We start from the raw sequence: 25,360 nt of genomic DNA on the forward strand, positions 1-25,360 counted from the left end.
TTCTTGTTGTATGACCCTGCTTTTGCGCCGGATCGTTTCGTCTTTTACGCGAAATCGAGCGTGACGCGTACAATCGTCGGTTGTCGCAGATTGCGGTGTTGGCGGGTTTTTGCCTCCTCTGCGGGCTTCTACGGAGCCATCGTAACAAGTTGCTAATGGGTCCCACACTAAAAATTGATTCAAATTCGATCGACCCACCCGCGTGCCGTTTCCCCTTATCTGCCGGAGCCGCCTCGTGAAGTTGAGCAACCTGAAGATCGCCCCCAAGCTTGGCATCCTTGTCGGCGTCACCTTGTTCGGCCTCTGCATCTCCGGGGTTCTGGCCGGATATCTGATGAAGCGCGAGATGGTGAATGCGCGCATCGATCAGACCAAGGCGATCGTCGATTTGGCCCGCAACTATGCGACCACTTTGATGAAGCGGGTCAACGTCGGCGAGATGACGAAGGAGGCCGCGCTGGCCGAACTTCGCCGCTACGGCAACGCCATGACCTATGACAGGGGTTCCGGCTATCTGTTCGGCACGACCTATGACGGCATCACGCAGCTCGCGCCCGATCCGAAGCAGATCGGCATGAACCGCATGGACGTGGAGACGAACGGCCGCAAGCTGTCCAGGGAGCTGATGGACGGTGTCAAAGCCAACGGCGAGATCCTGCTGTTCTATGAATATGTGAAGCCCGGTCAGGAGAAGCCGATCCGCAAGCTCGGCTATGCCGTCGCGGTTCCCGGTTTCGACATGTATCTCGGCACCGGAGCCTATCTCGAGGATATCGACGAGAAGATGGGCCCGGTCTACTGGCTCCTCGGCCTGTCCATGCTCGGCATTGTCATCGTTGCAGGCAGCGTTGCCTGGCTGCTCGGCCGCAGCATCAGCCTGCCGCTGAACAGGCTCGGCACGCGCATGAACGAGCTCGCCGACGGCAAGCTCGAGGGCGACATCCCCGGCGTCGGTCGTGGCGACGAGGTCGGTGCGATGGCCTCGACCGTGCAGATATTCAAGGACAATGCGATCCGCATCCGGGATCTCGAAAAGACCGAGGCAGTTGCCAAGGAACGCGCCGTGGCGGAGCGCCGCAGCGCGATGGAAGGCATCGCCAGCGACTTCGAGCGCAGCGTGAACGGCATCGTGCGCTCGGTCTCCTCGGCTGCCGCCGGCATGCAGACCACGGCGCAGTCGATGACCGCGACCGCGAGCGATGCCAGCGCGCGGGCGGCCACCGTCGGTGCCGCCTCGCAAAAGGCGTCCGGCAATGTCGGCACGGTTGCGGCCGCCGCCGAAGAGCTGTCGAGCTCGGTCGCTGAAATCTCCCGCCAAGTGACGCGCTCCACGGAAGTTGCCAGCAAGGCGGTCAGCGACGCCGAGCGCACCAACACCACCGTGCAGGTGCTGTCCTCCGGCGCCGAGAAGATCGGCGAGGTCGTCAAGCTCATCCACTCGATCGCGGCGCAGACCAACCTGCTCGCGCTCAACGCCACCATCGAAGCGGCGCGCGCCGGCGAATCCGGTCGCGGCTTCGCGGTCGTCGCCTCCGAGGTCAAAGCGCTCGCCAACCAGACCGCGAAGGCCACCGAGGAAATCTCCGCCCAGGTCGCAGCGATGCAGACCTCGACCAGCGACGCGGTCGCCGCCATTGCTGGCATTACCCAGACGATCGCCGAGATGAGCGAGATTACCGCGGGCATCTCCGCGTCGATCGAGCAGCAGGGCGAGGCGACGCGCGAGATCGCCCGCAACATCCAGTCGGTCGCAGCCGGCTCCAGCGAGATCAACGCCCATATCGGCAGCGTGACCTCGGCGGCCAAGGCGACGGGTACGGCAGCCTCCGACGTCCTGTCGAACGCACGCGAGCTCGACAATCAGTCCGGCGCACTGCGAAGCGCCGTCGATGGCTTCCTCGCCAAGGTGCGGGCCGCGTGACATCCGCGATGATTTCGTAGGGTGGGCAAAGACGCGCAAGCGTCGTGCCCACCGCTTCTTTCGAGGCCTTGGATGCTTGATGGTGGGTACGCTTCGCTCTGCCCGCCCTACGAGAGCATCACAACTGGCCGTGATCCCTCAGCGCGGAATTATTTCGACGCCGAGCCCTGCCGCGATGCGATCACGACGCCGGCGAGCACCAGCGCGTAGCCGACGAGATGGAAGAGTTGCAGCCTTTCGCCGAGCAGGAGGATCGCCATCGCCGAGCCGAACACCGGCACCAGATGAAAGAACGGTGCGGCACGGTTCGGTCCGATCAGCGCCACGCCGCGATTGAAGAAGAGATAGGCGAGCGTCGAGGGGAAGATCAGGATGTAGGCGAATGTCGCCAACGTCGTCGCATCCAGCTTCAAGACGTTGCCCGCGGAGAACTCCCACACCGCGGCCGGCAGCAGCATCATCGCCCCGCAGCAGGTGGTGAAGGACAGGAAGGAGAGCTGATGGATTTTTGGCCGGCGCGGGATGAAGGCGGAATAGAGCCCGAACGCCACCAGCGAGGAGGCGAACATGATGTCGCCCCGGTTGAAGCTGATGCCGGCTAGCGCCGCGAGATCGCCGCGCAGGATGATGATGAGGACGCCGAGCACCGAGATCGCGATGCCGGCGAGCTGTGCGGCCGTCAGGCGGACGCCGAACAGCACCAGCGACCACAGCGCCACGAACAAGGGTCCGGCCGACTGGATCAGCAGCGCATTCAGCGCCTCCGTATATTGCAGGGCCCAGAACGAGATCGCGTTGTTGAAGGCGAAGCCGACCAGCGACAGGAACAGCATCAGCGGCAGATGCGCGCGCAATGCCTTCCAGTCGCGCCTGAGATGCGGCCACGAAAATGGCAGCAGGATGAGGAAGACGCCGAACCAGCGGATCGTGGTCAATGTGAGCGGCGGCACATGCGCGCCGACATGGCGCGCGAGCACGATGTTGCCGGCCCAGAACAGCGAGCTCAGGCTCAGCAGCAGATAGGGCTGGTTGTTGAGCCAGCCGGCCGGATTCGAGGCCGATGGCGCGGGCGAAGCGATCGTCATTGGTTTTCGTGAGGAACTTGCGCCGGATTACAGCCGCACCACAAGTCCCATCGCCGCAATGCTACAATGCAGTGGAGATCACGGAGGTGGCCTTGGCGGTTAATATGTTGAACATCGGCGCTTGATCTCACCCTCTCCTCTTGTGGGAGAGGGTGGCTCGCCGCGCAGCGGCGAGACGGGTGAGGGGTCTCTATCCGCCTGCGAATCTTTCGCGATTGAACTCGCGGAAGCAACCCCTCATCCGGCGCGATAGCCGAAGCTGCACTTCGGCGCTCTCTTAAGAACGGCGGCCGAAGGCCGCCTATGCCAACTTCTCACAAGGGGAGAAGGAAGAAAGAAAAGTCGAACTCAGCTCGCCTGCTTGCGCGAGGCCACGAATACGCCCGACAGTACCAGCGCAAAGCCGATGAAATGGAAGGCCTGCGGCAGTTCACCCAGGAAGATCATCGCCATGATCGAGCCGAACACCGGCACCACGTGGAAGAACGGCGCGGCGCGGTTGGCGCCGATCAGCGCAACGCCTCGGTTGAAGCAGAGATAGGCGAGCGTCGAGGGAAACACCGCGACATAAACCAGTGTCAGAATGTTCGGCAGATCGAGCTTCATCACGGGACGGGCCGACAACTCCCATATCTCCAGCGGCATAAGGCACGCCGCGCCGCAGCCGAAGGTGAAGGCAAGAAATGACAGGCCGTGGATCGCGGGCCGCTTCAACGTCAGCACCGAATAGAGCGCGAAGATCACCAGGGCGACCATGAAGATCAGGTCGCCCTTGTTGAACTCGATGTTGGAGAGTGTGGTGAGATCGCCATGCAAGAGGATGGTCAGCACGCCGCACAGCGAGAGCAAAACGCCCAAGGCCTGCATCGCCGTGAGCCGGACGCCCAGGATGATCAGCGACCACAGCGCCACGACCAGCGGGGCGGCCGATTGCAGCAGCAGCGTGTTCAGCGCCTGCGTATGCTCCAGCGCCCAATATTGCAGCGTGTTGAAGGCGCCGATGCCGGTGATCGACAGCACGATCATCAGGCCGAGCTTGCGGCGGATCGCCGGCCAGTCCTTGACCAGATGCGTCCAGGCAAACGGCAGCACCAAAAGGAAGGCGAAGAGCCAGCGCAGGAAGGACAGCGTCACCGGCGGGATGTGGCCGGCGGCAAGCCGACCGACAATGGCATTGCCGGCCCAGCACAGCGCGGTGATGCTGAGCAGGAGATAAGGCTGGTTGGCGATCCAGTGCCGGTCGGGTGCGGCAAGGCGCGTGGTCTGGTCGGCGGCGGACATTGTGATTGTTATGGCCCCGGTTCATGCGCCGGGGCGTCCGGCCCGGTGGTGCGCCCCGGGCCGGGTCATTCCCGGCCCGCTCACAGACACGGAAATCGACCTGATATCAATGGGGCCCGGCGCATCGCGTCCATGCGCGGCTTCGATGCGCGGGGAACCCTCGCTTCAACTCTTCCGCCCGGTGCGGATCCAAAGGTCAGGAAATCGAACACCGACGACAGGGGGCCCATGATCGCGGCGAAGCGCACCAGGCGCGACATGCTCCACACCTGCGGCTGCGCGGTTGCCTGCGCCGAGACGCGGTCAAAGGGAATGCCGAGCTCGGAGAGATCGTAGAGCAGGTTGTTGAGCAGGTGGCATCGTCGATCGTGCAGAGTTCGAGCACTGCCTCCGGCGCGCCCTTGACGATCAGCAGCGCGCCTTCGGGACCGCTCGCCAGCACCGATCCCAATCGCCGGGAGAAATCGAACGCCTGGCGGCCCGCGAGTGTCCAGCCTTGCGCGGCGCCCACGCAGCCGGCGACCAGCGCCGCATCGAGCGAGCCGCGGTCGCCGCCGAGCGAAGCCGCAATGGCACCGAGCTTTGCAGCGCGCGCATCCTCCTTGCCGTAGGCGTCGAGACTCTGCGCAAGCGTGATCTCGGCCGAGGTCAGCGTGCCCGTCTTGTCCGTGCACAGCACCGTCATGGCGCCGAGGTCGTGGATCGCCGCGAGGCGCTTGACGATCACCTTGCGGCGGGCCATGCGCCGCGCGACAAGGTCACCGTGGTGATCATCGGCAGCAGCTCCGGCGTCAGCCCGACCGCAAGTGCAACGGCAAACAGCAACGCCGTGCTGTCGATGATCAGCGCGTCCGCCGGGATGATGTCGCCGGCACGGATGCGCAGGATGTCGCCGGGCACGACCTGCTCGACGTCGATCTGGCAGAACGCGCCGTCGCGCTTGACCTCGGCCTTCAGCGCCACCGAGCGGCGGAGGATTTCGGCGGCCCGGACTGCATGTCCTTCCTGGATGGTGTCGAGCCCGATCGACAGCGTCAGGATCAGCACGATGATCAGCCCGCCGATGTCGTCGCCGGTCAGCATCGAGATGATGCCGGCGACCAGCAGGATCAGCGACAAGGGCTCGAAGAGCCGTCGCACGATCGCGCGCATCGCGCCCTCGATGCGCGGCAGCGCGTCGCTGTTCGGGCCGAAGCGGCTGAGTCGTTCGGTGGCATCATGCGTGGCCAGCTCCTGCAAGCCGCAGCCGAGCTGCCGGGCGAGCGCGTCGGCTGAAAGGCGCCAGAACTGGCTGGCCTGGTTTCCCGATGGTTCCGTCACGGCATGTCCGAAAGAGGCGTTATGGCCTGCAAAAGGTAAGGGGTGGAGGTGACAGCCATCCCTTAGGCAACCGGCGAACGGAGCGGTTGATGCGTATCAATTCAGCGGTTCCCGAGCTTGCCGGCGCGGTCCCGAACCTTTCCGGATTTTAAGGGGATATCAAAGGCTTGGATCGCGCTTTAGGCCTCGAAAAGGCCCCGTTCTTGCTTGCCTAGAGAGGCTGCTTCCGATATCCGGTTGGCTGCCTCGCATGCGAGCGGCCCCCGGCCGTGGATTGGCTGGGCGCATCTAAATCTTGCATAGGGAATACCCGCGAATGGCCAATGTTGTCGTCGTCGGCGCCCAGTGGGGCGACGAGGGAAAAGGCAAGATCGTCGACTGGTTGTCGGAGCAGGCCGACATCGTCGCGCGTTTCCAGGGCGGCCATAACGCCGGCCATACGCTGGTCATCAACGGCGAGACCTACAAGCTCGCGCTCCTGCCCTCCGGTGTGCTGCGATCGTCGAAACTGTCGGTGATAGGTAACGGCGTGGTGTTCGATCCGCAGGCCTTCCTCGACGAGGTTGCCAAGCTGCGCGGTCAGGGCGTCGCGGTCGGCCCGGAGAATTTGCGCGTGGCAGAGAACGTCACCCTGATCCTGCCATTGCATCGCGAACTCGACGCACTTCGCGAGAGTTCCAATTCGGCGACCGCGATTGGCACCACGCGCCGCGGCATCGGCCCCGCCTATGAGGACAAGGTCGGCCGTCGCGCGATCCGGCTGATGGACCTCGCCGACCTCGACACGCTCCCGCACAAGATCGACCGTCTGCTGGCGCATCACAACGCGCTGCGCCGCGGCCTCAATCTGGAGGAGTTCGACGCGGCCGCCATCCTGCGCGATCTGACCGCGCTGGCGCCGCAGCTCCTGCCCTATGCCGAGACGGTGTGGCGGCTGCTCGACATCAAGCGCCGCGAAGGCAAGCGTATCCTGTTCGAAGGTGCACAGGGCGCCCTCCTCGACGTCGACCATGGCACCTATCCTTACGTCACCTCGTCGAACACGGTGGCGGCGCAGGCCGCGACCGGAACCGGCCTCGGTCCGAACGGCGTCGGCTATGTGCTCGGCATCTGCAAGGCCTATACGACCCGGGTCGGCCAGGGGCCGTTTCCGACCGAGCTCACGAACGAGATTGGCGAGGAGATCGGCCGCCGTGGCCGCGAGTTCGGGGTCAATACTGGGCGCAAGCGTCGCTGCGGCTGGTTCGACGCCGTGTTGGTTCGCCAGACCGTGCGGACCTGCGGCATCAACGGGCTGGCGCTGACCAAGCTCGACATTCTCGACGGCTTCGAGTCGATCGAGGTCTGCACCGGCTATCGGCTGGACGGCAAGGAGATCGACCACCTGCCGGCCGGCGAGGGCGCGCAGGCCCGGGTCGAGCCGATCTACGAGACCATCGAAGGCTGGAAGGAGCCGACCGCAAATGCCCGCTCCTGGGCGGATCTGCCGGCCCAGGCGATCAAATATGTGCGCCGGATCGAGGAACTGGTGGGCTGCCCGGTCGCACTTCTTTCCACGAGCCCCGAACGTGAAGATACTATTCTGGTACAAAACCCGTTTGAGGCTTAACGATATCTTACCGGGACAGGCGCATAGTTGAGTTGAAATGGCTGATTACTATCCGCTAATCGCCCGTGCTATTGCCGCCCTGGACCCCAATGCTCCCGGCGAAAGCCGCCGCGCGCTCTATGAACGGGCGCGCACGGCGCTGATCGCGCAGCTCCGCAGCGTGCAGCCACCGCTCTCCGAATCCGAGATCACGCGCGAGCGCCTGTCGCTGGAAGAGGCCGTCCGCAAGGTCGAATCGGAAGCCGCCCAGCGCGCCCGCGAGGCCTCGCGCCCGGGCGGCGGCCCCCGCACCGGCGGCGGCAGTGGTGATGCCTTCCGTCGGGCCAGTGCCCGCGCCGCCGAGGGCGCTCTTCCCGTTGCGCCGCCTTCGGCCTCATCGCCCGCACCGCGCCCCGCGCGTCCCGCGGCGCCGCCGCCGTCGCGCAACGAGCGTCCCCCGCTTGGCGGGGACGATCTCGGAGACCGCGACGCCCAGCGCCAGTCGCGTCCTCCGCGCCCGCAGGCTCCGCCCCCGATGCCCGAGCCGCCGCCGGCGCCGCCTGCGGCGCGCGATCGCTCCACCTCGCGCCGTCCGCCGGAGGGCGCACCACCGCCGCAGGCGCCGGGCGTTCGCGGCTTTCGCGACATCACCGCGGATGCCGACGATCTCGGCCGGGCCGCAGCGCAAGCCAACCGCGCCGCGCGCCGCACCTACGCCAACGTGCCGTCGCCCTCGCCGGAGTTCGACCGGCTCGAGCCGAATCTGGAGAACCGCGGCGGGGAGCCGCCGGACGTTCCGTATTCCTATGACGAGTCGATCGAGGAAGCCGAGCGCTACGCGCCCCGGCCGTCCGCGCCGCGCCCGCACATCCCGGTCCTCGACCGCGACACCAAGAAGCGCCGCTCCGGCTCCACCTTCCCGTTCAAGAGCGCGATCGCCGTCGGCATCGTGCTGATTCTGGTCGGCGCCGGCATCCTCTGGGGCAAGCAGGCGGTGCAGACCGTGAGCGGCCTGTTCAAGCCATCCCAGACGCAGGTCGTCGCGCCGAAGGATACGTCGCAGCCGGCGCCGAAGCCGAAGATCCCGGATCGCGTCGGCCAGCCCTCGTCGACCGAGCAGCCGGCCGCGCCGGTGGCGCAGAAGGTCGTGCTCTATGACGAGGATCCGTCCGATCCCAAGGGCAAGCAATATGTCGGCACCGTGGTCTGGCGGACCGAGCCGATCAAGGCCTCGGGCAATCAGAAGGCCGACGTCGCCGTGCGCGCCGACATCGACATCCCCGACCGCAAGTTCAAGATGACGATGTCGTTCCGTCGCAACACGGATTCATCGCTGCCGGCGAGCCACACCGCAGAGCTGACCTTCATCCTGCCGCCGGACTTCCCCGGTGGCGGCGTCGCCAACGTGCCTGGCATCCTGATGAAGTCGAACGAGCAGGCGCGCGGCACGCCGCTCGCGGGCCTCGCAGTCAAGGTCACCGACGGCTTCTTCCTGGTCGGCCTCTCCAACGTCGATGCCGATCGCGCGCGCAACGTCCAGCTCCTGAAGGAGCGCTCCTGGTTCGACGTGCCGTTGGTCTACGCCAACCAGCGTCGCGCCATCATCGCCATCGAGAAGGGTCCCCCCGGCGAGCGCGCCTTCAACGACGCGTTCGCGGCGTGGGGGGAGTAGGGAACACTTCAACCCCTTTCGTCATTCCGGGTTCACGCTTCGCGCGCCCTCGAATGACCGCAGAACCTAGTGCCCCGTCCCGCCGATCTCCACCACGCCCACCTTGTTGACGAGGCTGTTGGCCAGCACCGGGTTGCCGTTGCGGTCGACGTCCATGTTGCGGACGATGTCACCGCCGCCGGGGATCACCCAGCTCTGGAATTTCTCGCTTGCGGGATCGAAGCGGACGATGGTGTTGGGTTTTGCGGCGGACTCGCTGTACCAGACTGCGCCCTTGGTGAAGACGATGCCGTAAGGCTGCGACTTCGGCCCGCTCGGTGAAGCCCATTCCTTCACCATGCCCGTTGTGGGATCGAGCCGGCCGAGAAAGCCGCGAGCGAAATCGACATACCAGATCGCATCGTCGGGGCCGACAGCGAGCCGCCGCGGGCGGGCGGCCGCATCCGGCAACAGGTACTCGCGGATCTCCATCGTCTTCGAATCGATGGTTGCGATCTTCGGTGCGCCGAACTCGACGAACCAGACGGCGTTCTTCGCATTCACCACGATGCCGTAGGGCCGCGCGTTCGCCGTCGGCGGCGTGACGAGCCTGATCTCGCCGCTCGTTGGATCAAGGCGCCCGACCTTGTTGCCGCCTTGCACGGTGAACCAGATGATGCCGTCATGGTCGAAGACGAGCGTATGCGGGTCCTTGGCCGATGCATCCGGCAGCCGGTACTCCCTGATGTCGCCGGTCTTCGGATCGAGCCTGCCGATCAGCCCGGCGAAATTGCCGGTGAACCAGATGTTGCCGTGCTTGTCCTCCTTCAGCCCGTGCGGACCGGTCTGCGGATTGAGCTTGTATTCGCGGATCGCGCCGCTGGCGGGATCGAGGCGGCCGAGCACGTTGGCGAGCTGGCCCGAGTACCACAGCGATCCGTCACGAGCGGCGAGCGGATCGTGCGGCCGCGAGCCTTCGGTGGCGACCGGCCACTCCTTGACGTCGATCTGCGTGTCGCCGGCGATCAGCGCTGCCGCCGGCCGTGGCCGTTCCGGAAAGCTCTTGATGAGATAGTCGGTGATCCCGGCGACCTCCTCCGGCGGGATCGGCGCGCCAAAATTCTGCATCATGCGGATCACGGTGTGCCAGCCTTCGGGCGTGTAGCCCGCCGTGAGCCGGCCGATGTCGTGGCAGGAGCCGCAGATGCCGACGACGGTGTTCTTGCCGGGGCCATCCGGAAAGTTGACGCCGGCCTGCTGGGCGGGCGCCGCGCAAGGCGCCAGTGCCAGCAAGGCGGCTGTGCTCGCCGGGATAAGGGATTGCCGCCAGCCGCCCGCGATCAGGATCCTCGCCCAAATCTTCGCCATGTCTGTTGCTCCAGCTCTCTTGGCCGGGCCTCAGCATAGCGTCGATCGCGACAGGACGCCGCTCAACTTGCAGTGCGCGCGAGGGATCAGTTCGCGGCAGCTTCCCGCTTGCGCGCGGCGGCGGCCTCGCGGTCCATCACGGCGCGGCAGCCCGGGCTGACATGATGCTTGTTGCGGACCATGCAGGCAGTGACCCGGGAGATGTAGGGGATTTCGCTGGCGCACAGCCGCATGGCGTCGCTGGTGCACATCTGTTGCGCCTCGGACGAGAAGGCGAGGCCGGGTGCGGCGTGAAGCACGGTGGCAGTTGCGGCAATGGCGGCGAAAGTGGCGATCTTCCCGATCCGGTAACTAGACATGTGAGATGCATCCCCAAGATTTTGGCGGTGTTGGCCGCTTGTGCATTGGAGGCGCCGCACGCGGCTTGCGCTGCCGCACGTCAGGTCCGACACGCGGGGAGATGCCCCCGGTGTGGTTGCTCGATTACGCTTGAGATTTCGAATCGAAAGTGCTGCGCCGCCCCGATTCGATTATGCGCGAATGCTGCGAAGCTTCAATGGTTCGTGTGAACGATTTCACGATTGTTGCGCGTTCGTCACGGCAACGCTTGCCTTACGCACGCGCCGAGGGCGCGTCAGCGAGAGCCGCGGCATGCTCCTCGATCGCCGTGACGCCTTTGGACGTCAGCTCGAACAGGTCTCCGTCCTTCATGACATAGCCTTCGATGATGAGCTCCTCGATCTCGCCATGGCGGTCGTCGGCGAAGGCGATGGACTGGCTGATGTCCCTGAGGATCGCGAGCTGTTCGTCGCGCAGCATCGTGGCATCTCCGTCTTAAGGCGCGACGAGGTCAGGATGAATCGTCATCGCGCTTAGGGCGCCGCAAGCGCCTTACATGCCGTGGCTCTCGAACACCTTGCGGCAGGAGCGCGAGAGCCTGGCCCGGTTCGCCTGGAGGCAGGACTGGACCGCCCCGTCATTGCCGAGATCCTTGCGGCACAGGCGCTCGGCGTCGCGCGAGCAGGCCTGCTGCTCTCCTGGGGTTCCAGCATGACCTTGCGCGAATGCCGGCGGGCTTGTGAGGCCGGATGCGGTGAGCGTAATCGTTGCCAGGAACAGGGTCATCCAACGCATGGCCAAATCCAATCTCCTGAAAGGGCAGACATGTGGTCCGTTCACAGAACCCGGCGGCCTGCCACTTGTTCCCCGGCCGCCCCGACCCGGCTATCCAAGCTTCTCAGGGCGCTGCTATAACGGGGCGGGTCTTGAGGTGAGGGGTAATTGATGAAACGCTATCTGGTTTTTGCGCTGGTGGGCCCGTTTGTCGGTGGTTTCCTGCTGCTGCTGACGACGACCTACCAGTCCGGCTATTGGGCCCAGACCAATTTGGGCGAGGTCGGCAAGCTGTTCGTGGTGTTCTTCAAGACCCTGCAATACAGCTATTTGTTCGGCTTCCTTCCCTCGCTGATGATCGGCGCGGTCGACGACATCCTGGTCCACATCAAGCGGATCGGGCCGGTGCTGCGGATGCTGCTGGTCGGCCTGTTCGCGTTCGTGCTCGCCGCTATCACCTATGGCTCGCGCGGGGCGGATTCCGGCGCGGTGCAATGGATCCTCTATGGCCTCGTCGGTTTCGTGCCGAGCGTGATTTCGTCCTGGCTCGTGCATAAATATGTCGAGGAGTCGCAACCGGCTCCGGCGCCAACCTGAGGGCAGGGGCGGCGATTGGGCGCGGCGCAGCAACCGAAGCGGCGCATGCGCGTTTGCCCAAGCGATGACGCTCAACGAATGACGATGTCTGACGACGATATTCTTGCAACGCGCCGTCCCCGCTCGGGGAGGACCTCGCGCGCGGCCTTCTCGGGCGATGAGGCGCGTGGGCCGATCATCGATCAGGACGGCCGCGAGATCCGTCCCGAGACGCTCGGAGAGGGCTTTCGCGAATTCGGCCAAGAGTTCGGCCAAGAATTTGGCCAAACCAATCCGTTCGGCAATCTGACGCGCGAGCAGCGGCTGGCGCGGCTCGAGGCGATCGCAAAGCTGCTCGACGTCGCCTTCATCCTGCCCGGCACCAATATCCGCTACGGCATCGACGGCCTGATCGGCTTGATCCCTGTCATCGGCGACATCATCACAACAGCGATCTCGCTGTGGCTGGTGCGCGAGGCCCGCGCGCTGGGCGCGCCCTGGTACATCACGGCGCGGATGCTCGGCAATGTCGCGGTCGACGGCGTGGTCGGCATGGTGCCGTTCGCAGGCGATGCCTTCGACGTCATGTTCCGCGCCAACATGCGCAACGTCCGCCTGTTGCGCCGCTGGCTGGACAAGCAGCCGCGCTAGAGCATGATCCGGACCGGAGCGCCGCGTTAGCGCAAAGTGTGGAGCGGTTTTCCCTCGCGACAAACGCGGTACGCGTTTGCGCGGAGATCATGCTCAAACAACAGCCTAAAGCGCGATGACGATTCATCCTGATCTCATTGCGCTTTAGACGCGAAAAGCGCGGTAACCTTTCGGCTACCGCGCTCATTGCGCATCGGAGGATGAGAAAAGCTTACGCCGCGTCGGCGTCGGTGTTCGCGGCCGGCTTGCGGCGGCGCGGCAGCGGGAACGCCTCGCTCTCATAGAGCGAGCGGATGCCATTCTGGTCGAAGCGAGCTTCTTCGACCTGGAGGTACGCGCCGTTCAGTGAGTCCGTCGGCAATTCCTCGATCGCAAAGCGCACGGCTTCGGCCGCGGTGCCGAACCGCCGATAGGTGAAGCCCGCACGCTTCTTCTTGCGGATCGCGGCGGGGAAAAGCTCGGCGGAGGTATTGAAGTTGAACGGACGCAGTGGACGCATGGTCAAAGACCTCGTGATCTTCTTCGGTTACAGGCGCGTGTGGGGTTTGTTGAGCGCGGGCCGCAATCGGGCGGCCATGGCATTTTCGCCCTCTAATATAGGCCGATTTGACGGAAATGCGACCCCTGCGAACGGAGATGATGAATCCACGCATGGCAGCCACGCAAAGGAAATAAGTTTAATAAATTCAATAGCTTGGATGGTTTACAGCTTGCCAAGAAGCAGCAGCACGATCAGCACCACCAGGACCACGCCGCCAATCCCCATGCCGGAATGGCCCATGCCATAGCCATAGCCGCCAAATCGGCCGGACATGCCGCCCAGGAGGTAGATAATCACCAGGATGATCAGGATGGTTCCGAGGGTCATGGCGTCCTCCCTGACGGTCCGCCGGAATGCGCCTCCGGCCGCACCGTCAGAAGAGAAAAGCACATCCGGCCGCCGGGTTCCATGCCGGAACCCGGCTCTTGCCATTATCTCGGCTTGAGCTTCAGCGCCGCCGAATTGATGCAGTAGCGCAGGCCCGTGGGCGCCGGGCCGTCGGCGAAGACATGGCCGAGATGGCCGCTGCAATTGGAGCACAGCACCTCGGTGCGGATCATGCCGTGGCTTGAGTCCGTTTCCTCGTCGATATGGCTCTCGACCGCCGGCTGGGTGAAGCTCGGCCAGCCGCAGCCGGAATCGAATTTGGCGTCGGACTCGAACAGCACGTTGCCGCAGCCGGCGCAAACGTAGGTGCCGGCGCGGTGGTCGTGCTCGTACTCGCCCGAGAAGGGACGCTCGGTCGCCTTTTCGCGGAGTACCGCATACTGCATCGGCGTGAGCTCGCGCCGCCACTGCTCCTCGCTCTTGGCGACCTTGGTTTCGTTCGTGGGTGTCTTGGTGTCGGGCATGGATCTCCCGTTCGTCAGTTGGTGGCCTTGCTGGCGCTGACCAGCGTCGGCTTCTCGATATAGTTATCCGCGAACAGCTTTTTCAGGTTCTCGACCTTCGGGATGTCGTTGTAGGCGATGTAGGGCTGGTTCGGATGCAACGTCAGATAATCCTGGTGATAGGCCTCCGCTGGATAGAACGCCTCCAGCGCGCCGACCTTGGTCACGATCGGCTTGCTGAAAACCTTGGCGGCATTGAGCTGCGCGATGTAGCCGTCCGCGATCTTCTTCTGCTCGTCGGAGGTGGTGAAGATCGCCGAGCGATATTGCGTGCCTGTGTCGGGGCCCTGGCGGTTGAGCTGGGTCGGATCGTGCACGACGGAGAAGAAGATCTGGAGGATCTTGCCGTAGGAGATCTTCTTCGGATCGTATTTGATCTCGACGGACTCTGCGTGGCCAGTCGTGCCCGACGAGACCGTGTGATAGTCGGCGCTCGCCTTGGTGCCGCCGGCATAGCCGGAGACCGCGTTGACGACGCCGGCGGTGTGCTGGAACACGCCCTGAACGCCCCAGAAGCAGCCGCCGGCCACGACCGCGGTCTGGATACCGCTTGTGGGCGCAGCGTCGACGGCGGGGGCAGGGATCACCACCGCATCTTCCGCAGCCCGCGAAGGCGCGGCGAAGGCCAGCGCCAGCGCGGCGGTGGCGGCGAGCAGAGGGAGGGAATGGAAGGCGGGTCGGCTCATGGCGGATCCTCGTTCGGTCGGTAGCGACAGTCTAGGGTGGTTGGGGCCGGGCGAACAGCCCGGCAGGCCGCCGCTTTCGGGCCTGCCCAAGATACGGGCGCGCGGGCCGGATGTTACGCGCTGGCAGACACGAGCCCGTGAAGAAGCCATGCTAGCGTCGCCGGAACGCGGAAAATCGGGCCGGGATGAACCCCTCTCTTGGATGACCGACATAGAATGAGTGGCGGTGGAGCTTGTTCGACGAAAATGTTGCGCGTCGTTTCCCTGATCCTTCTCATCCTGCTGTCATCTGCGCCGGCCGTCCTGGCCGACCCCCAGCTTGGCGATGATCTCGAGACCTGCCGCGAGCGCAAGATCGACCTGCCGACGCGGTTCACAGCCTGCGAAAACCTGCTCGGCTCGGACCGCGTGACCGGGAAGGACAAGTCCATCGCGCTGACCGTGCGGGGCTTCACGCTTCTGAACAAGCGCGACTTCGACCACGCCCTCGAAGCCTTCGCCGCGGCGCGCGACGCCGATCCCGACAACATGGTCGCGCTCGACGGCCAGGCCCAGGCCCATCAGCGCAAGGGCCAGGACGATCTGGCGATGGCCGACTACAACCTCGCCCTTCAGAAGCGCCCCAACTATGGCGGCGCCTATAATGACCGCGGCACGCTGTACTTGCGCAAGGGCGCGCTCCAGAGCGCGCTCGACGATTTCAATCTCGCCATCAAATACACGCCCAATCTGCTGGTCGGTCACACCAACCGCGCGCGGACGCGGACCTTCATGAAGAATTACGACGGCGCGCTCGCCGACTTTGCTGACGCGCAGAAGATCGATCCGAATGCGCTGCAAATTCCCAACCATCGCTGCGTCACCTTTGCCGCGATGCGGCGCTTCGACGAGGCGCTCGCCGATTGCAACAACGTCCTGGGGAAGCAGCCGAAGAACCAGTATGCGCTCGCCAACCGCGCTGATGCCTACCTCGCCAAGGGCGACCTCGATTCCGCGCTGAACGACTACAACGCCATCCTCGAGATGAATCCGAACAACGTCCGCGCCCATGCCGGCCGCGGCCAGGTGTTCGAGCGCAAGCAGGATCTCGCGCAGGCGCGCGCCGACTACCGCGCCGCCGCCTTTGCGCTCACCCCGTTCGACGAGATCGACGTCGCGATGGCGCGTACCGGCGCGCGGAGCCGCCTGGCCGTGCTCGAGCCCAAGACGCCTTCGACGCGCTCGACCCTGCGCCGTGTGGCGCTGGTGATCGGCAACGGCGCCTACCGCAACGTTCATGCGCTCTCCAATCCGCCGCGCGACGCCAAGCTGATCGCCAGCGCGCTACGCGACGTCGGCTTCCAGACCGTCACGATCTCGACTGATCTTTCCCGGGACCAGTTCTTCGAGACGCTTCGCAGCTTTGCGGCGGATGCGGAGAAGGCCGATTGGGCGGTGGTCTATTATGCCGGCCATGGCTTCGAGATCGGCGGCGTGAACTATCTGGTGCCGGTCGATGCAAGGCTCGCGGTCGACAAGGACGCGGAGACCGAAGCCGTGGCGCTGGAGCAGGTGATCGCGGCGGTCGGCGGCGCGCACAAGCTGCGACTCGTGATCCTCGATGCCTGTCGCGACAATCCCTTCGCGCCGACCATGCAGCACACGCTGGCGCTCAAGCTGGTCGACAAGGGTTTTTCCAACATCGAGCCCAGTGTGGGTTTCATGGTGGTCTACGCCGCCAAGCACGGTGAGACCGCGATGGATGGCGACGGCAACGACAGCCCGTTCGCGCTCGCGCTCGCGCGTGACGTGCGGCAGCCGAATGTGGAGGTCCGCAAGCTCTTCGACATCGTCCGTGACGACGTCTGGCTCCAGACCAAGCACTTGCAGCAACCCTTCACCTACGGCTCGCCGCCCGGCAGCGAGGATTTTTACTTCGTGGCGGGCAAATGAGGGATTTCGTAGGGTGGGCAAAGCGAAGCGTGCCCACCATTTCTCCGCGCATTTGGATGGATGGTGGGCACGGCGCTTCGCGCCTTTGCCCACCCTACAGCATCACACCACCACGCTGAGCCGCTTCGCCGCCCTTGTGATGCCGGTGTAGAGCCACCTGGCGCGGCTGTCCTGGAACGCAAAGCTCTCGTCGAACAGCACGACATCGTCCCATTGCGAGCCCTGCGACTTGTGCACGGTCAGCACGTAGCCGTAGTCGAACTCGTCATAGGGCTTGCGCTGCTCCCAGGCGATCTGCTCGCCCCCCTTGAACAACGTCCGCTATGCTCTCAATAGCGGAAGGAAAGCGGACGCTGCACGAGGTCAGATGGGCCAATAAGCGACGTCACTCGATCACCTCGTCCGCGTGGCCGAGCAGCATCGCAGGCATTTCGAGGCCGAGCGCTTTCGCGGTTTTGAGATTGATGATCAGCGCGAATCTGGTCTGCTGATAGAAAGGAATATCACCCGGATTGGCACCTCCAAGAATTTCAGCGGTGAGGCTGGCGAGGCGGCGAAAAGTGTCCTTCAGGTCGATTGAGTAAGCCATCAGCCCGCCAACATCGACATATTCGCGGAACGGATAAATTGCAGGAATCCGGCTTTTCGTAACCAATTCGACAATCACCTCGACATTGATGGTGTTCTCGGGTTCATCAGACACCATGAGCGCATCCGCTCGATCTTGTTCCATCGATCTGAAGACGCGCTGGTACTCTGCTTCGTTAAAAGCGCTCAGCATGGCCGAAGACAATGAAACGCCTGCCTGTTTGGCGGCTTCTCGCACTGTCGCGCCTCTTTGATCTTCCCAGAATGGTTGCGATGCAAGGTAGCCGACGGTGGACAGTTTCGGCATCGCCTCGACCAGCAAGCCCAAACGTTTTCCGATGATCTCCAATCCGCCAGCAATAGCAACGCCCGTGATGTTGCCACCCGGCCGCGCGATGCTTGCCGTAAGTCCCATTGCAATCGGATCGATGATCACCGTCACGAGCGGGATCGTGGTCGTCGCCATTTTGAAGTCCAGCGAGAGACGGCCGCCCGACACCACAATCAGGTCGGGATGCGTGTTGACGACATTGCGGGCCAACTCGGCATAGCGCGCTCGCCCTTCTCCTGAGTACCTGTCCACCCCGAGGTTTTGGCCTTCAACATAGCCATGGCGGTTTAGCTCTTCGAAAAAAGCGCGGTAGTTTGCGCTTGTTCGGCTACCGGTGCCCGCCGAACTAACGAAAGCGATCCGCTTCATCTTCGCAGGTTGCTGCGCACGCGCTGCGAGCGGCCAGGTAGCCGCAGTGCCAAGTGCGGCGACGAAATCGCGCCGTCTCATGTATCCCTCTCAGAGAAACCTCATCGACGCCTCAAGCATACACCTTGCGAAGAAGCAGCGGGTGAGAAAGGAAAGCCAACCGACCCTAGCCCCCTTGCGACCCAATGTCCGTTCGGGACGCATCCCTTGACCGTGGGTAGGAGGTCCTACGGCGGTGGAGCTTTACACCACCACGCTCAGCCGCTTCGCCGCCCTTGTGATGCCCGTGTACAGCCACCTGGCGCGGTTGTCCTGGAACGCAAAGCTCTCGTCGAACAGCACGACATCGTCCCATTGCGAGCCCTGCGACTTGTGCACGGTCAGCACGTAGCCGTAGTCGAACTCGTCATAGGGCTTGCGCTGCTCCCAGGCGATCTGCTCGACGCCGCCCTCGAAGCAATCCGCGCGCACCGAGACCTTCGTCACCTTGTGACCGAAGTCCTCGTCCGGCGACAGCCGCATGCTGAGGATCCGCGACTTCGAGCGCGAGGTGTTGCGCGACTTCACGCGCCACAGGCCGCCATTGAACAGGCCCTTCTTGCGGTTGTTGCGCAGGCACACCAGCTTGTCGCCGGCGACCGGAAACTGGTCTTCGATATTCTGGCGCTGGCGCACGCGCATGTTGTAGGCGCGGCGGGTGTTGTTGCGGCCGACCAGGATCTGGTCGGCGCTCATGACGCGGTCAGGATCGAGCTCCTTGCGCGAGACCACCTCGCTCTCGCCATAGCGGCCGATTTCGAGCTCCCGACCCTCGCGGATGTCCATCGACATCCGCACGATCGGATCGTCCTGCGCCTGGCGATGCACCTCGGTCAGCATCGCGTCGGGCTCGGTATTGGTGAAGAAGCCGCCGCCCTGGATCGGCGGCAACTGTGCGGGGTCTCCGAGCACGAGCAGCGGGCAGTCGAACGACATCAGGTCGCGGCCGAGTTCGGCATCGACCATCGAGCATTCGTCGATCACGATTAGCTTCGCCTTCGAGGCCGGCGCATCGTCCCACAGTTCGAAGCTCGGCTGCTCCTCGCCGGATTCACGGGCGCGGTAGATCAGCGAATGGATGGTGGAGGCGTTGTCGCAACCCTTGTTGCGCATGACGAGCGCCGCCTTGCCGGTGAAGGCGGCAAACTTCACCTCGCCGTCGACGCCGTCGGCGATATGCCGCGCCAGCGTCGTCTTGCCGGTTCCGGCAAAGCCGAACAGCCGGAAGATCGGCGGCGTGCCGTTACGGCCGGGCTTTGCCTTGAGCCAGTCGGCAACGGCGTTGAGGGCGGCATCCTGATGCGGGGTAAATGTCGGCATTTTCGTCTTGAGGGAGGGCGAAAATGATCGATTCGCCAGTCCCCAAAACTAACCATTCCCCCCGCCGGTTCAAGCCGCGGCGCATGATCCGGAAAAGTGCGCAGCGGTTTTCCGAAAAGATCATGCTCAAACAACAACTAAAGCGCGATGACATCGCGCTTTGCCCTATTGCCAGCCGGGAACGCCGCGCATGTCGGGCAGGTGGTGGGCGATGCCCTTATGGCAGTCGATGCAGGTTTTCTCGCCCGTGAACAGGAAGCGCTGATGCGCGACGGACGCCCGCGGCGACTGCTTGGTGATGTCCATGGAATCGGCACTGTGGCAGTTGCGGCATTCCAGCGAGTCATTGGCCTTGAAGCGCGCCCATTCATGCGCCGCGAGCTCGAGCCGGTGGTCGACGAATTTCTCGCGGGTGTCGATCGTGCCGAAAATCTTGCCCCAGACTTCCTTGGAGGCCTGCATCTTGCGCGCGATCTTGTCGGTCCAGTTGTGCGGGACGTGGCAGTCCGGGCAGGTCGCGCGCACGCCGGAGCGGTTGCTGAAGTGGATGGTCGACTTCAGCTCGGCGTAGACGTTGTCCTTCATCTCATGGCAGCCGGTACAGAACTTTTCCGTATTGGTCAGCTCCAGCGCGGTGTTGAAGCCGCCCCAGAAGATGACGCCGGCCACGAAGCCCGCGAGCACCAGCGTACCCAATGCGAATACCGTGCTCGGCCGCGTCAGCACGCCCCAGAGCTCGAGCGCGAAATCCCAGGTTCGGGCGAGAAAGCCGCGCCTGGTCTTCGGATCTGCATTGGGGTCTACATTGGGGTCTCCGGCGGTCGTCGTCATCGGCGGCCACCGGGGCTTGAACGCGAGAGCAGCGTGTCGATGTCGGTGAAGTCGTTGCTGACAGGCGGCGTGGCGGTGTTCTGCGGCACGTGGCATTCCGTGCAGAAGAAGCGCCGCGGCGAGATCGAGGCCAGGAACTGGCCGTCACGGTCCATGAAATGCGTGATCGAGACCATCGGCGCCTGTGATTCCGCCGTGCGCGAGCGCGCATGGCAGGACAGGCACTTGTTGCTGTTGAGGTCGATCTGGTAGCCGTCGATCGAATGCGGGATCACCGGCGGCTGCTCCGGATAGTTGCGCGACTCCCTTTCGGAGGTGTTGCGGTTCGGCAGCATCGGCGGAGCCGGCCCTTCGTCGTTGAGCGGGGTCGGCCCGCGCAGGCCCGAGGTCACCGTCTGCGCGGTCAGCGAACTCGCGCCCGCGGCAATAGCGAGCGCCAGAAGGACGATTCCGGATCGTTTCATCATGGTCACACCCGCTCGATGCGCACGGCGCATTTCTTGAAGTCGGTTTGCAGCGAGATCGGGTCGGTGGCGTCCAGCGTCACCTTGTTGATCAGCTTGGACTCGTCGAACCAGGGCACGAACACCAGCCCGCGCGGCGGCCGGTCGCGGCCCCGCGTCTCGACGCGAGCGCGGATGTAGCCGCGGCGGGACACGACCTTCACCTCGTCGCCGCGGCGCAGTTTTGCGTCCTGCGCGTCGTCGGGATGCATGAAGCAGACGGCCTCGGGGAACGCCTTGTAGAGCTCGGGCACGCGGCGCGTCATGGTGCCGGAATGCCAGTGCTCCAGCACGCGGCCGGTCGAGAGCCAGTACGGATAGTCATTGTCCGGCGATTCCGCCGCCGGCTCGAAAGGCAGCGCGAAGATGCGCGCCTTGCCGTCGGGGTAGCCGTAGAACTGCACGTCCGTGCCCTGCTTCACATAGGGATCGCTGCCTTCGCGGAAACGCCATTTGGTCTCCTGGCCGTTGACGACGGGCCAGCGCAGGCCACGCTCGCGGTGATAGCTTTCGAACGGCGCAAGGTCGTGACCATGGCCGCGGCCGAAGGCGGCATACTCCTCGAACAACCCCTTCTGCACGTAGAAGCCGAACGCCTTGGACTCGTCGTTGGCGTAGCCCTCCTCGATCTCCGAGGTCGGGAATTTGTCGACCTGCCCGTTCTTGTACAGCACGTCGAACAGCGTCTTGCCGCGATATTCCGGCTTCTTGGCGATCAGCTCTTCGGGCCAGACCTCCTCGATCTTGAAGCGTTTTGAAAACTCCATGAGCTGCCAGAGATCGGATTTGGATTCGCCGGGAGCCGAGACGAGCTGATGCCAGAATTGCGTGCGTCGCTCGGCGTTGCCATAGGCGCCTTCCTTCTCAACCCACATCGCCGTCGGCAGGATGAGGTCGGCCGCGAGCGCCGTCACGGTCGGGTAGGCATCCGAGACCACGATGAAATTGTCGGGGTTGCGGAAGCCCGGATAGGTTTCCTCGTTGATGTTGGGTCCCGCTTGCAGGTTGTTGTTGACCTGCACCCAATAGGCGTTGAGCAGGCCGTCTTTCAGCATCCGGCTCTGCAGCACGGCGTGATAGCCGGGCTTGTCGGGGATGGTGCCCTCGGGCAAGAGCCAGATGTGCTCTGTCTTGTCGCGATGCTCCTTGTTGGTGACGACCATGTCGGCCGGCAGGCGATGCGAGAAGGTGCCGACCTCGCGCGCGGTGCCGCAGGCTGATGGCTGGCCAGTCAGCGAGAACGGGCTGTTGCCCGGCGAGGCGATCTTTCCGGTCAAGAGATGGATGTTGTAGACGAGGTTGTTGCACCAGACACCGCGGGTGTGCTGGTTGAAGCCCATGGTCCAGAACGAGACCACCTTGGTCTTGGGATCGGCGTAGAGCTCGGCCAGCGCCTCCAGCCGGTTGAGCGGCACGCCGGACATTTTTGCCGCCTTCTCCAGCGTGTAGTCCGACACGAACTTTACGTATTCGTCGTAGGTCATGTCGGTGGAGTCGTTGGCCTTGGCCGCGCCGGTTGCCTTCTTCTGAAGCGGATGTTCGGGCCGCAGGCCGTAGCCGATGTCGGTCTGGCCGCGCTTGAACACGGTATGCGCTGCGACGAAATCCTTGCTGACGCGGCCGGTCTTGATGATGTGGTTGGCGATCGCGTTGAGGATGTAGAGGTCGGTCTGCGGCACGAACACCATGCCGATATCGGCAAGATCGAACGAGCGGTGCTCGAAGGTCGAGAGCACGGCGACGCGGACATGGGGTGCCGAGAGGCGGCGGTCGGTCAGCCGCGTCCACAGGATGGGGTGCATCTCCGCCATGTTGGAGCCCCACAGCACGAAGGCATCGGTGGCCTCGATGTCGTCATAGCAGCCGGCCGGTTCGTCGATGCCGAAGGTGCGCATCATGCCGGCGACCGCCGAGGCCATGCAGTGGCGCGCATTGGGATCGATATTGTTGGTGCGGAAGCCGGCCTTGAACAGCTTTGAGGCGGCATAGCCTTCCCAGATCGTCCACTGGCCGGAGCCGAACATGCCGACGCCGCTGGGCCCACGCTTCTTCAGCGTGTCCTTCCATTTCTCGGCCATGATGTCGAAGGCTTCGTCCCACGACACCGGCGTGAACTCGCCGTTCTTGTCATATTTGCCGCCTGTCTTGCGCAGCATCGGTTGCGTCAGGCGATCATGGCCGTACATGATCTTGGAGAGGAAGTAGCCCTTGACACAGTTGAGGCCGCGATTGACCTCGGCCTTGATGTCGCCGTGGGTAGCGACCACGCGGTTGTCCTTGGTCGCGACCATGACGGAGCAGCCGGTGCCGCAGAAGCGGCAGGCGGCCTTGTCCCATTTCAATTCGCTGCCGTCACGTTCGGTGACGAGGTTGGCGGCGAGCGCCGGTGCCGGCATGCCCGCGGCGGCGGCTGCGATCGCAGCGGCCTCCAGCTTCAGCATCTGGCGGCGGTCGATCTTCGGTGCGGTCATAACGGTTCTCCCGGCGTCAGCGACGCGGTCTCAAGCAGTTTCGATGGCGTGAAAGACCAGCGCCGCGGAATAGACGTGCGGCATGGACTGGATGTCGTTGAGCATGGTGCCGAGGCTGCCGGCATCCGGCGCCTCCACCACGACGACGAGCTTGCCGCGCGCATCGCGGCCGTGGATTTCGCAGCCGGGCAATGCCGTGATGTCGGCCTCGACCTCGGCGAGGCGCTCGGGGCGCGCCTGCACCAGAATGCTGGCGATCTCGCCTCCGGGCGGAGGCACGACGCGGTCGGCGCTGAGCACCCGGCCGGTGATCAATGCGCGGCGGTTGAGTTTGGCTAGGGCCATGATCTCGGTCTCTCGCTGCGGGGATTCAATGTGGGGGAGGCGGGCCGGGAGGGCCTGCGAACATCTGGTAGATCCACACGGCGAGCCCGTAGCTGCCGACCGTTCCGACCGCGAGTGCGGGCATCACAACCGCGGTCAGGAACAGGAATGCAAAGATCTCCATGCGCTTGCGGCGCACGCGCCCAGTCGTGTCGTCAGGGGCCGACATATTCGGTCTCTCTGAAATTTGGGAATTGGACGGCTTCCGGGCCGTTGCCTCGACGAACCATAGGTATCGGGCGGCAGATTGCCTTGATCTGAATCAACGGTTTGCGTCTGCGGGCACTTCGCCGCACGTCTGCGACGAGCGGGCCGGGAAGCTATCGGCTACTTTGCATCGGGTTGTTTTCGATATTTTGCGCTTTCGTGGGTCTTCTGCCTTCGCCTGCGTACGCTCAACAACGTCCCGTCCGGCGGAATTGGGCCGCCATGGACAGGGCCGCCTCGCTCAATAAAATGCCCGCAACAAAAACAATCTCGGGAGAGGCGTCATGAAGTTCGGCATCTTCTATGAGCTGCAATTGCCGCGTCCGTGGGGGGCGGGCGACGAGCTCCGGCTCTACCAGAATGCCCTGACGCAGATGGAACTCGCCGACCGACTTGACTACGACCACGCCTGGGTGGTCGAGCATCATTTCCTGGAGGAATATTCACACTCGCCATCGCCGGAATCCTTCCTCGCCGCCGCAAGCCAGCGCACCCAACGGATCCGGCTCGGCCACGGCATCCTCCAGCTCACCACCAACCATCCCGCGCGCGTCGCCGAGCGTGTCGCGGTGCTCGATCTGCTTTCGAACGGCCGCTGCGAGTTCGGCATGGGCGAGAGCGCCTCGATCACCGAGCTCGAGCCGTTCGGCCGCGACATGGAGACGAAGAAGGAGATCTTCGAGGAGGCGGTGCGCGCGATCTTCCCGATGTTTAGAGACGGCGGCAGCGAGCATCACGGCAAATATTTCGACATGCCCCTGCGCAATGTCGTGCCGAAGCCGGTGCAGAAGCCTCATCCGCCGCTCTGGATGGCCTGCTCGCAGCTTCCGACCATCGAGCGCGCCGGCCGCCACGGCTTTGGCGCGCTCGGCTTCCAGTTCGTCAGCGCGGACGCCGCGCACGCCTGGGTGCACGCCTATTACAACGCGATGACCAAGCGGCTGCACAAATTGGCAGACTACGAGATCAACCCCAACATGGCGCTGGTGTCGTTCTTCATGTGCGCGAAGACGGATGAGGAGGCACGCGCGCGGGCCGATGGCGCAACCTTCTTCCAGTTCGCCTTGCGCTTCTACGGCGCGTCGCAAAACCGCCAGCGGCCGGCGCCCGGCACCGTCAACATGTGGGACGAGTACAACAAATGGAAGCGAGATAATCCGGAAGCGCAGGAGGCCGCGCTGCGCGGCGGCCTGATCGGCTCGCCGGAAACCATCCGCAAAAAGCTGCGGCGTTTCCGCACCTCCCACATCGACCAGGTGATCCTGCTCAACCAGGCCGGCAAGAACAGCCACGAGCACATCTGCGAGTCGCTGGACCTCTTCGCGCGCGAGGTGATGCCGGAGTTCCAGAACGATCCGAAGCAGGAGGCCTGGAAGAAGGGCGTGATGAGCGGCGAGATCGAGCTCGAAGAAATCGACACGCAGGCCTTCACTGACCGCTACGGCAAGCTCGCCATCAACGTGCCGCCGGCGAAGGCGGTGGCGGTGTAGTAAGGTCGCCGCGCGCTGTTCGGCATGGGCCCCGGCTCAGCAGCACACCGCCGAAGTGACGCTGCGCTGCGTCCGGGGCACGAGACTATCCACGGACTCGCTACTTTCGTGTCCCGGACGCGGCGCAATGCGTAGCGTTGCGACGCAGAGCCGGGACCCATGAGGCAGCGGATGGCGGCGCCTTCCGGCGCGCCGCCGTTGCTGATAACCTCCGCCAAAAGATA

24 protein-coding genes and 2 pseudogenes are annotated in these 25,360 nt (G+C 64.2%); 7 read left to right on the forward strand and 19 right to left on the reverse strand.

Annotated features, from left to right (window positions below):
- The first annotated feature begins 235 nt into the window (after positions 1–235).
- Positions 236–1,921, forward strand: a complete 1,686-nt coding sequence (locus tag NLN62_RS27610; protein WP_027523162.1) for a methyl-accepting chemotaxis protein — start codon at positions 236–238, stop codon at positions 1,919–1,921.
- 149 nt (positions 1,922–2,070) lie between these two features.
- Here the strand turns inward: NLN62_RS27610 and NLN62_RS27615 are convergent, their stop codons facing one another.
- The 3 genes and pseudogenes from NLN62_RS27615 to NLN62_RS27625 form a co-directional block, all read right to left on the reverse strand.
- Positions 2,071–3,006, reverse strand: coding sequence for a DMT family transporter (locus tag NLN62_RS27615; protein WP_254110971.1), 936 nt, complete (start codon positions 3,004–3,006; stop codon positions 2,071–2,073).
- Positions 3,007–3,354: 348 nt separating this feature from the next.
- Positions 3,355–4,287, reverse strand: a complete 933-nt coding sequence (locus tag NLN62_RS27620; protein ID WP_254110973.1) for a DMT family transporter — start codon at positions 4,285–4,287, stop codon at positions 3,355–3,357.
- 367 nt (positions 4,288–4,654) lie between these two features.
- A pseudogene (locus NLN62_RS27625) lies at positions 4,655–5,607 on the reverse strand (cation-transporting P-type ATPase); the annotation flags it as partial.
- Positions 5,608–5,923: 316 nt separating this feature from the next.
- Between NLN62_RS27625 and NLN62_RS27630 the strand changes: the two are divergent.
- Both NLN62_RS27630 and NLN62_RS27635 read left to right on the forward strand, forming a co-directional pair.
- Complete coding sequence (locus tag NLN62_RS27630) at positions 5,924–7,216, forward strand: adenylosuccinate synthase (protein ID WP_027523167.1); 1,293 nt, start codon at positions 5,924–5,926, stop codon at positions 7,214–7,216.
- A gap of 37 nt (positions 7,217–7,253) precedes the next feature.
- Positions 7,254–8,867: a hypothetical protein gene (locus NLN62_RS27635; protein WP_254110975.1), complete on the forward strand. Its 1,614-nt coding sequence runs from the start codon at positions 7,254–7,256 to the stop codon at positions 8,865–8,867.
- A 66-nt stretch (positions 8,868–8,933) separates the two neighbouring features.
- On the opposite strand, the gene NLN62_RS27640 is transcribed toward NLN62_RS27635, so the two are convergent.
- From NLN62_RS27640 to NLN62_RS27655, 4 genes are all read right to left on the reverse strand, one after another.
- Positions 8,934–10,214 carry a hypothetical protein gene (locus NLN62_RS27640; protein WP_254110977.1) on the reverse strand — a complete coding sequence of 427 codons (1,281 nt, stop codon included), beginning with the start codon at positions 10,212–10,214 and terminating at the stop codon, positions 8,934–8,936.
- 86 nt (positions 10,215–10,300) lie between these two features.
- Complete coding sequence (locus NLN62_RS27645; RefSeq protein WP_035662401.1) at positions 10,301–10,573, reverse strand: hypothetical protein; 273 nt, start codon at positions 10,571–10,573, stop codon at positions 10,301–10,303.
- Between the two features lie 253 nt (positions 10,574–10,826).
- Positions 10,827–11,033, reverse strand: coding sequence for a hypothetical protein (locus NLN62_RS27650; protein ID WP_027523171.1), 207 nt, complete (start codon positions 11,031–11,033; stop codon positions 10,827–10,829).
- Between the two features lie 72 nt (positions 11,034–11,105).
- A complete protein-coding gene (locus NLN62_RS27655) occupies positions 11,106–11,348 on the reverse strand; it encodes a hypothetical protein (protein WP_035662404.1) in 243 nt (80 codons plus the stop codon).
- A gap of 150 nt (positions 11,349–11,498) precedes the next feature.
- Here NLN62_RS27655 and NLN62_RS27660 point away from each other — a divergent pair, with 150 nt between their 5' ends.
- On the forward strand, positions 11,499–11,924 hold the full coding sequence (locus NLN62_RS27660) for a DUF5413 family protein (RefSeq protein ID WP_254110979.1): 426 nt from the start codon (positions 11,499–11,501) through the stop codon (positions 11,922–11,924).
- Between the two features lie 78 nt (positions 11,925–12,002).
- A complete protein-coding gene (locus NLN62_RS27665) occupies positions 12,003–12,554 on the forward strand; it encodes a DUF4112 domain-containing protein (RefSeq protein ID WP_027523174.1) in 552 nt (183 codons plus the stop codon).
- Between the two features lie 211 nt (positions 12,555–12,765).
- On the opposite strand, the gene NLN62_RS27670 is transcribed toward NLN62_RS27665, so the two are convergent.
- The 4 genes from NLN62_RS27670 to msrA form a co-directional block, all read right to left on the reverse strand.
- Entirely contained in the window at positions 12,766–13,053 is a 288-nt protein-coding gene (locus NLN62_RS27670) for a hypothetical protein (RefSeq protein ID WP_027523175.1), read from the reverse strand.
- A 204-nt stretch (positions 13,054–13,257) separates the two neighbouring features.
- On the reverse strand, positions 13,258–13,422 hold the full coding sequence (locus NLN62_RS27675; protein ID WP_080586674.1) for a DUF3309 family protein: 165 nt from the start codon (positions 13,420–13,422) through the stop codon (positions 13,258–13,260).
- A gap of 104 nt (positions 13,423–13,526) precedes the next feature.
- The gene (gene msrB, locus NLN62_RS27680; protein WP_027523176.1) at positions 13,527–13,946 is read right to left on the reverse strand and encodes a peptide-methionine (R)-S-oxide reductase MsrB; all 420 of its coding nucleotides are present in this window, start codon (positions 13,944–13,946) and stop codon (positions 13,527–13,529) included.
- Positions 13,947–13,960: 14 nt separating this feature from the next.
- Positions 13,961–14,671, reverse strand: a complete 711-nt coding sequence (gene msrA / locus NLN62_RS27685) for a peptide-methionine (S)-S-oxide reductase MsrA (protein ID WP_254110981.1) — start codon at positions 14,669–14,671, stop codon at positions 13,961–13,963.
- Between the two features lie 246 nt (positions 14,672–14,917).
- Between msrA and NLN62_RS27690 the strand changes: the two genes are divergently transcribed.
- Entirely contained in the window at positions 14,918–16,603 is a 1,686-nt protein-coding gene (locus NLN62_RS27690; protein WP_254110983.1) for a caspase family protein, read from the forward strand.
- 102 nt (positions 16,604–16,705) lie between these two features.
- Here the strand turns inward: NLN62_RS27690 and NLN62_RS27695 are convergent.
- The 8 genes and pseudogenes from NLN62_RS27695 to napE form a co-directional block, all read right to left on the reverse strand.
- A pseudogene (locus NLN62_RS27695) lies at positions 16,706–16,915 on the reverse strand (ATP-binding domain-containing protein); the annotation flags it as partial.
- Positions 16,916–16,988: 73 nt separating this feature from the next.
- Complete coding sequence (locus NLN62_RS27700; RefSeq protein WP_254110985.1) at positions 16,989–17,972, reverse strand: ABC transporter substrate-binding protein; 984 nt, start codon at positions 17,970–17,972, stop codon at positions 16,989–16,991.
- Positions 17,973–18,134: 162 nt separating this feature from the next.
- Positions 18,135–19,250 carry an ATP-dependent RecD-like DNA helicase gene (locus tag NLN62_RS27705; protein WP_254110986.1) on the reverse strand — a complete coding sequence of 372 codons (1,116 nt, stop codon included), beginning with the start codon at positions 19,248–19,250 and terminating at the stop codon, positions 18,135–18,137.
- 165 nt (positions 19,251–19,415) lie between these two features.
- Positions 19,416–20,081 (reverse strand): NapC/NirT family cytochrome c, encoded by a 666-nt coding sequence (locus NLN62_RS27710; RefSeq protein ID WP_027523180.1) that lies wholly within the window; start codon positions 20,079–20,081, stop codon positions 19,416–19,418.
- Positions 20,078–20,548 (reverse strand): nitrate reductase cytochrome c-type subunit, encoded by a 471-nt coding sequence (locus NLN62_RS27715; protein WP_027523181.1) that lies wholly within the window; start codon positions 20,546–20,548, stop codon positions 20,078–20,080. The genes NLN62_RS27710 and NLN62_RS27715 overlap by 4 nt, the downstream gene beginning before the upstream one ends.
- A 2-nt stretch (positions 20,549–20,550) precedes the next feature.
- Positions 20,551–23,055, reverse strand: coding sequence for a nitrate reductase catalytic subunit NapA (napA, locus tag NLN62_RS27720; RefSeq protein ID WP_254110988.1), 2,505 nt, complete (start codon positions 23,053–23,055; stop codon positions 20,551–20,553).
- 30 nt (positions 23,056–23,085) lie between these two features.
- On the reverse strand, positions 23,086–23,400 hold the full coding sequence (locus NLN62_RS27725) for a chaperone NapD (RefSeq protein WP_027523183.1): 315 nt from the start codon (positions 23,398–23,400) through the stop codon (positions 23,086–23,088).
- Positions 23,401–23,425: 25 nt separating this feature from the next.
- On the reverse strand, positions 23,426–23,608 hold the full coding sequence (gene napE, locus NLN62_RS27730) for a periplasmic nitrate reductase, NapE protein (protein ID WP_027523184.1): 183 nt from the start codon (positions 23,606–23,608) through the stop codon (positions 23,426–23,428).
- Positions 23,609–23,930: 322 nt separating this feature from the next.
- Between napE and NLN62_RS27735 the strand changes: the two genes are divergently transcribed.
- A complete protein-coding gene (locus NLN62_RS27735) occupies positions 23,931–25,136 on the forward strand; it encodes an LLM class flavin-dependent oxidoreductase (protein ID WP_027523185.1) in 1,206 nt (401 codons plus the stop codon).
- The last annotated feature ends 224 nt before the right edge of the window (positions 25,137–25,360 follow it).

It is taken from the genome of Bradyrhizobium sp. CCGUVB23, assembly GCF_024199885.1.
Lineage (GTDB): Bacteria > Pseudomonadota > Alphaproteobacteria > Rhizobiales > Xanthobacteraceae > Bradyrhizobium.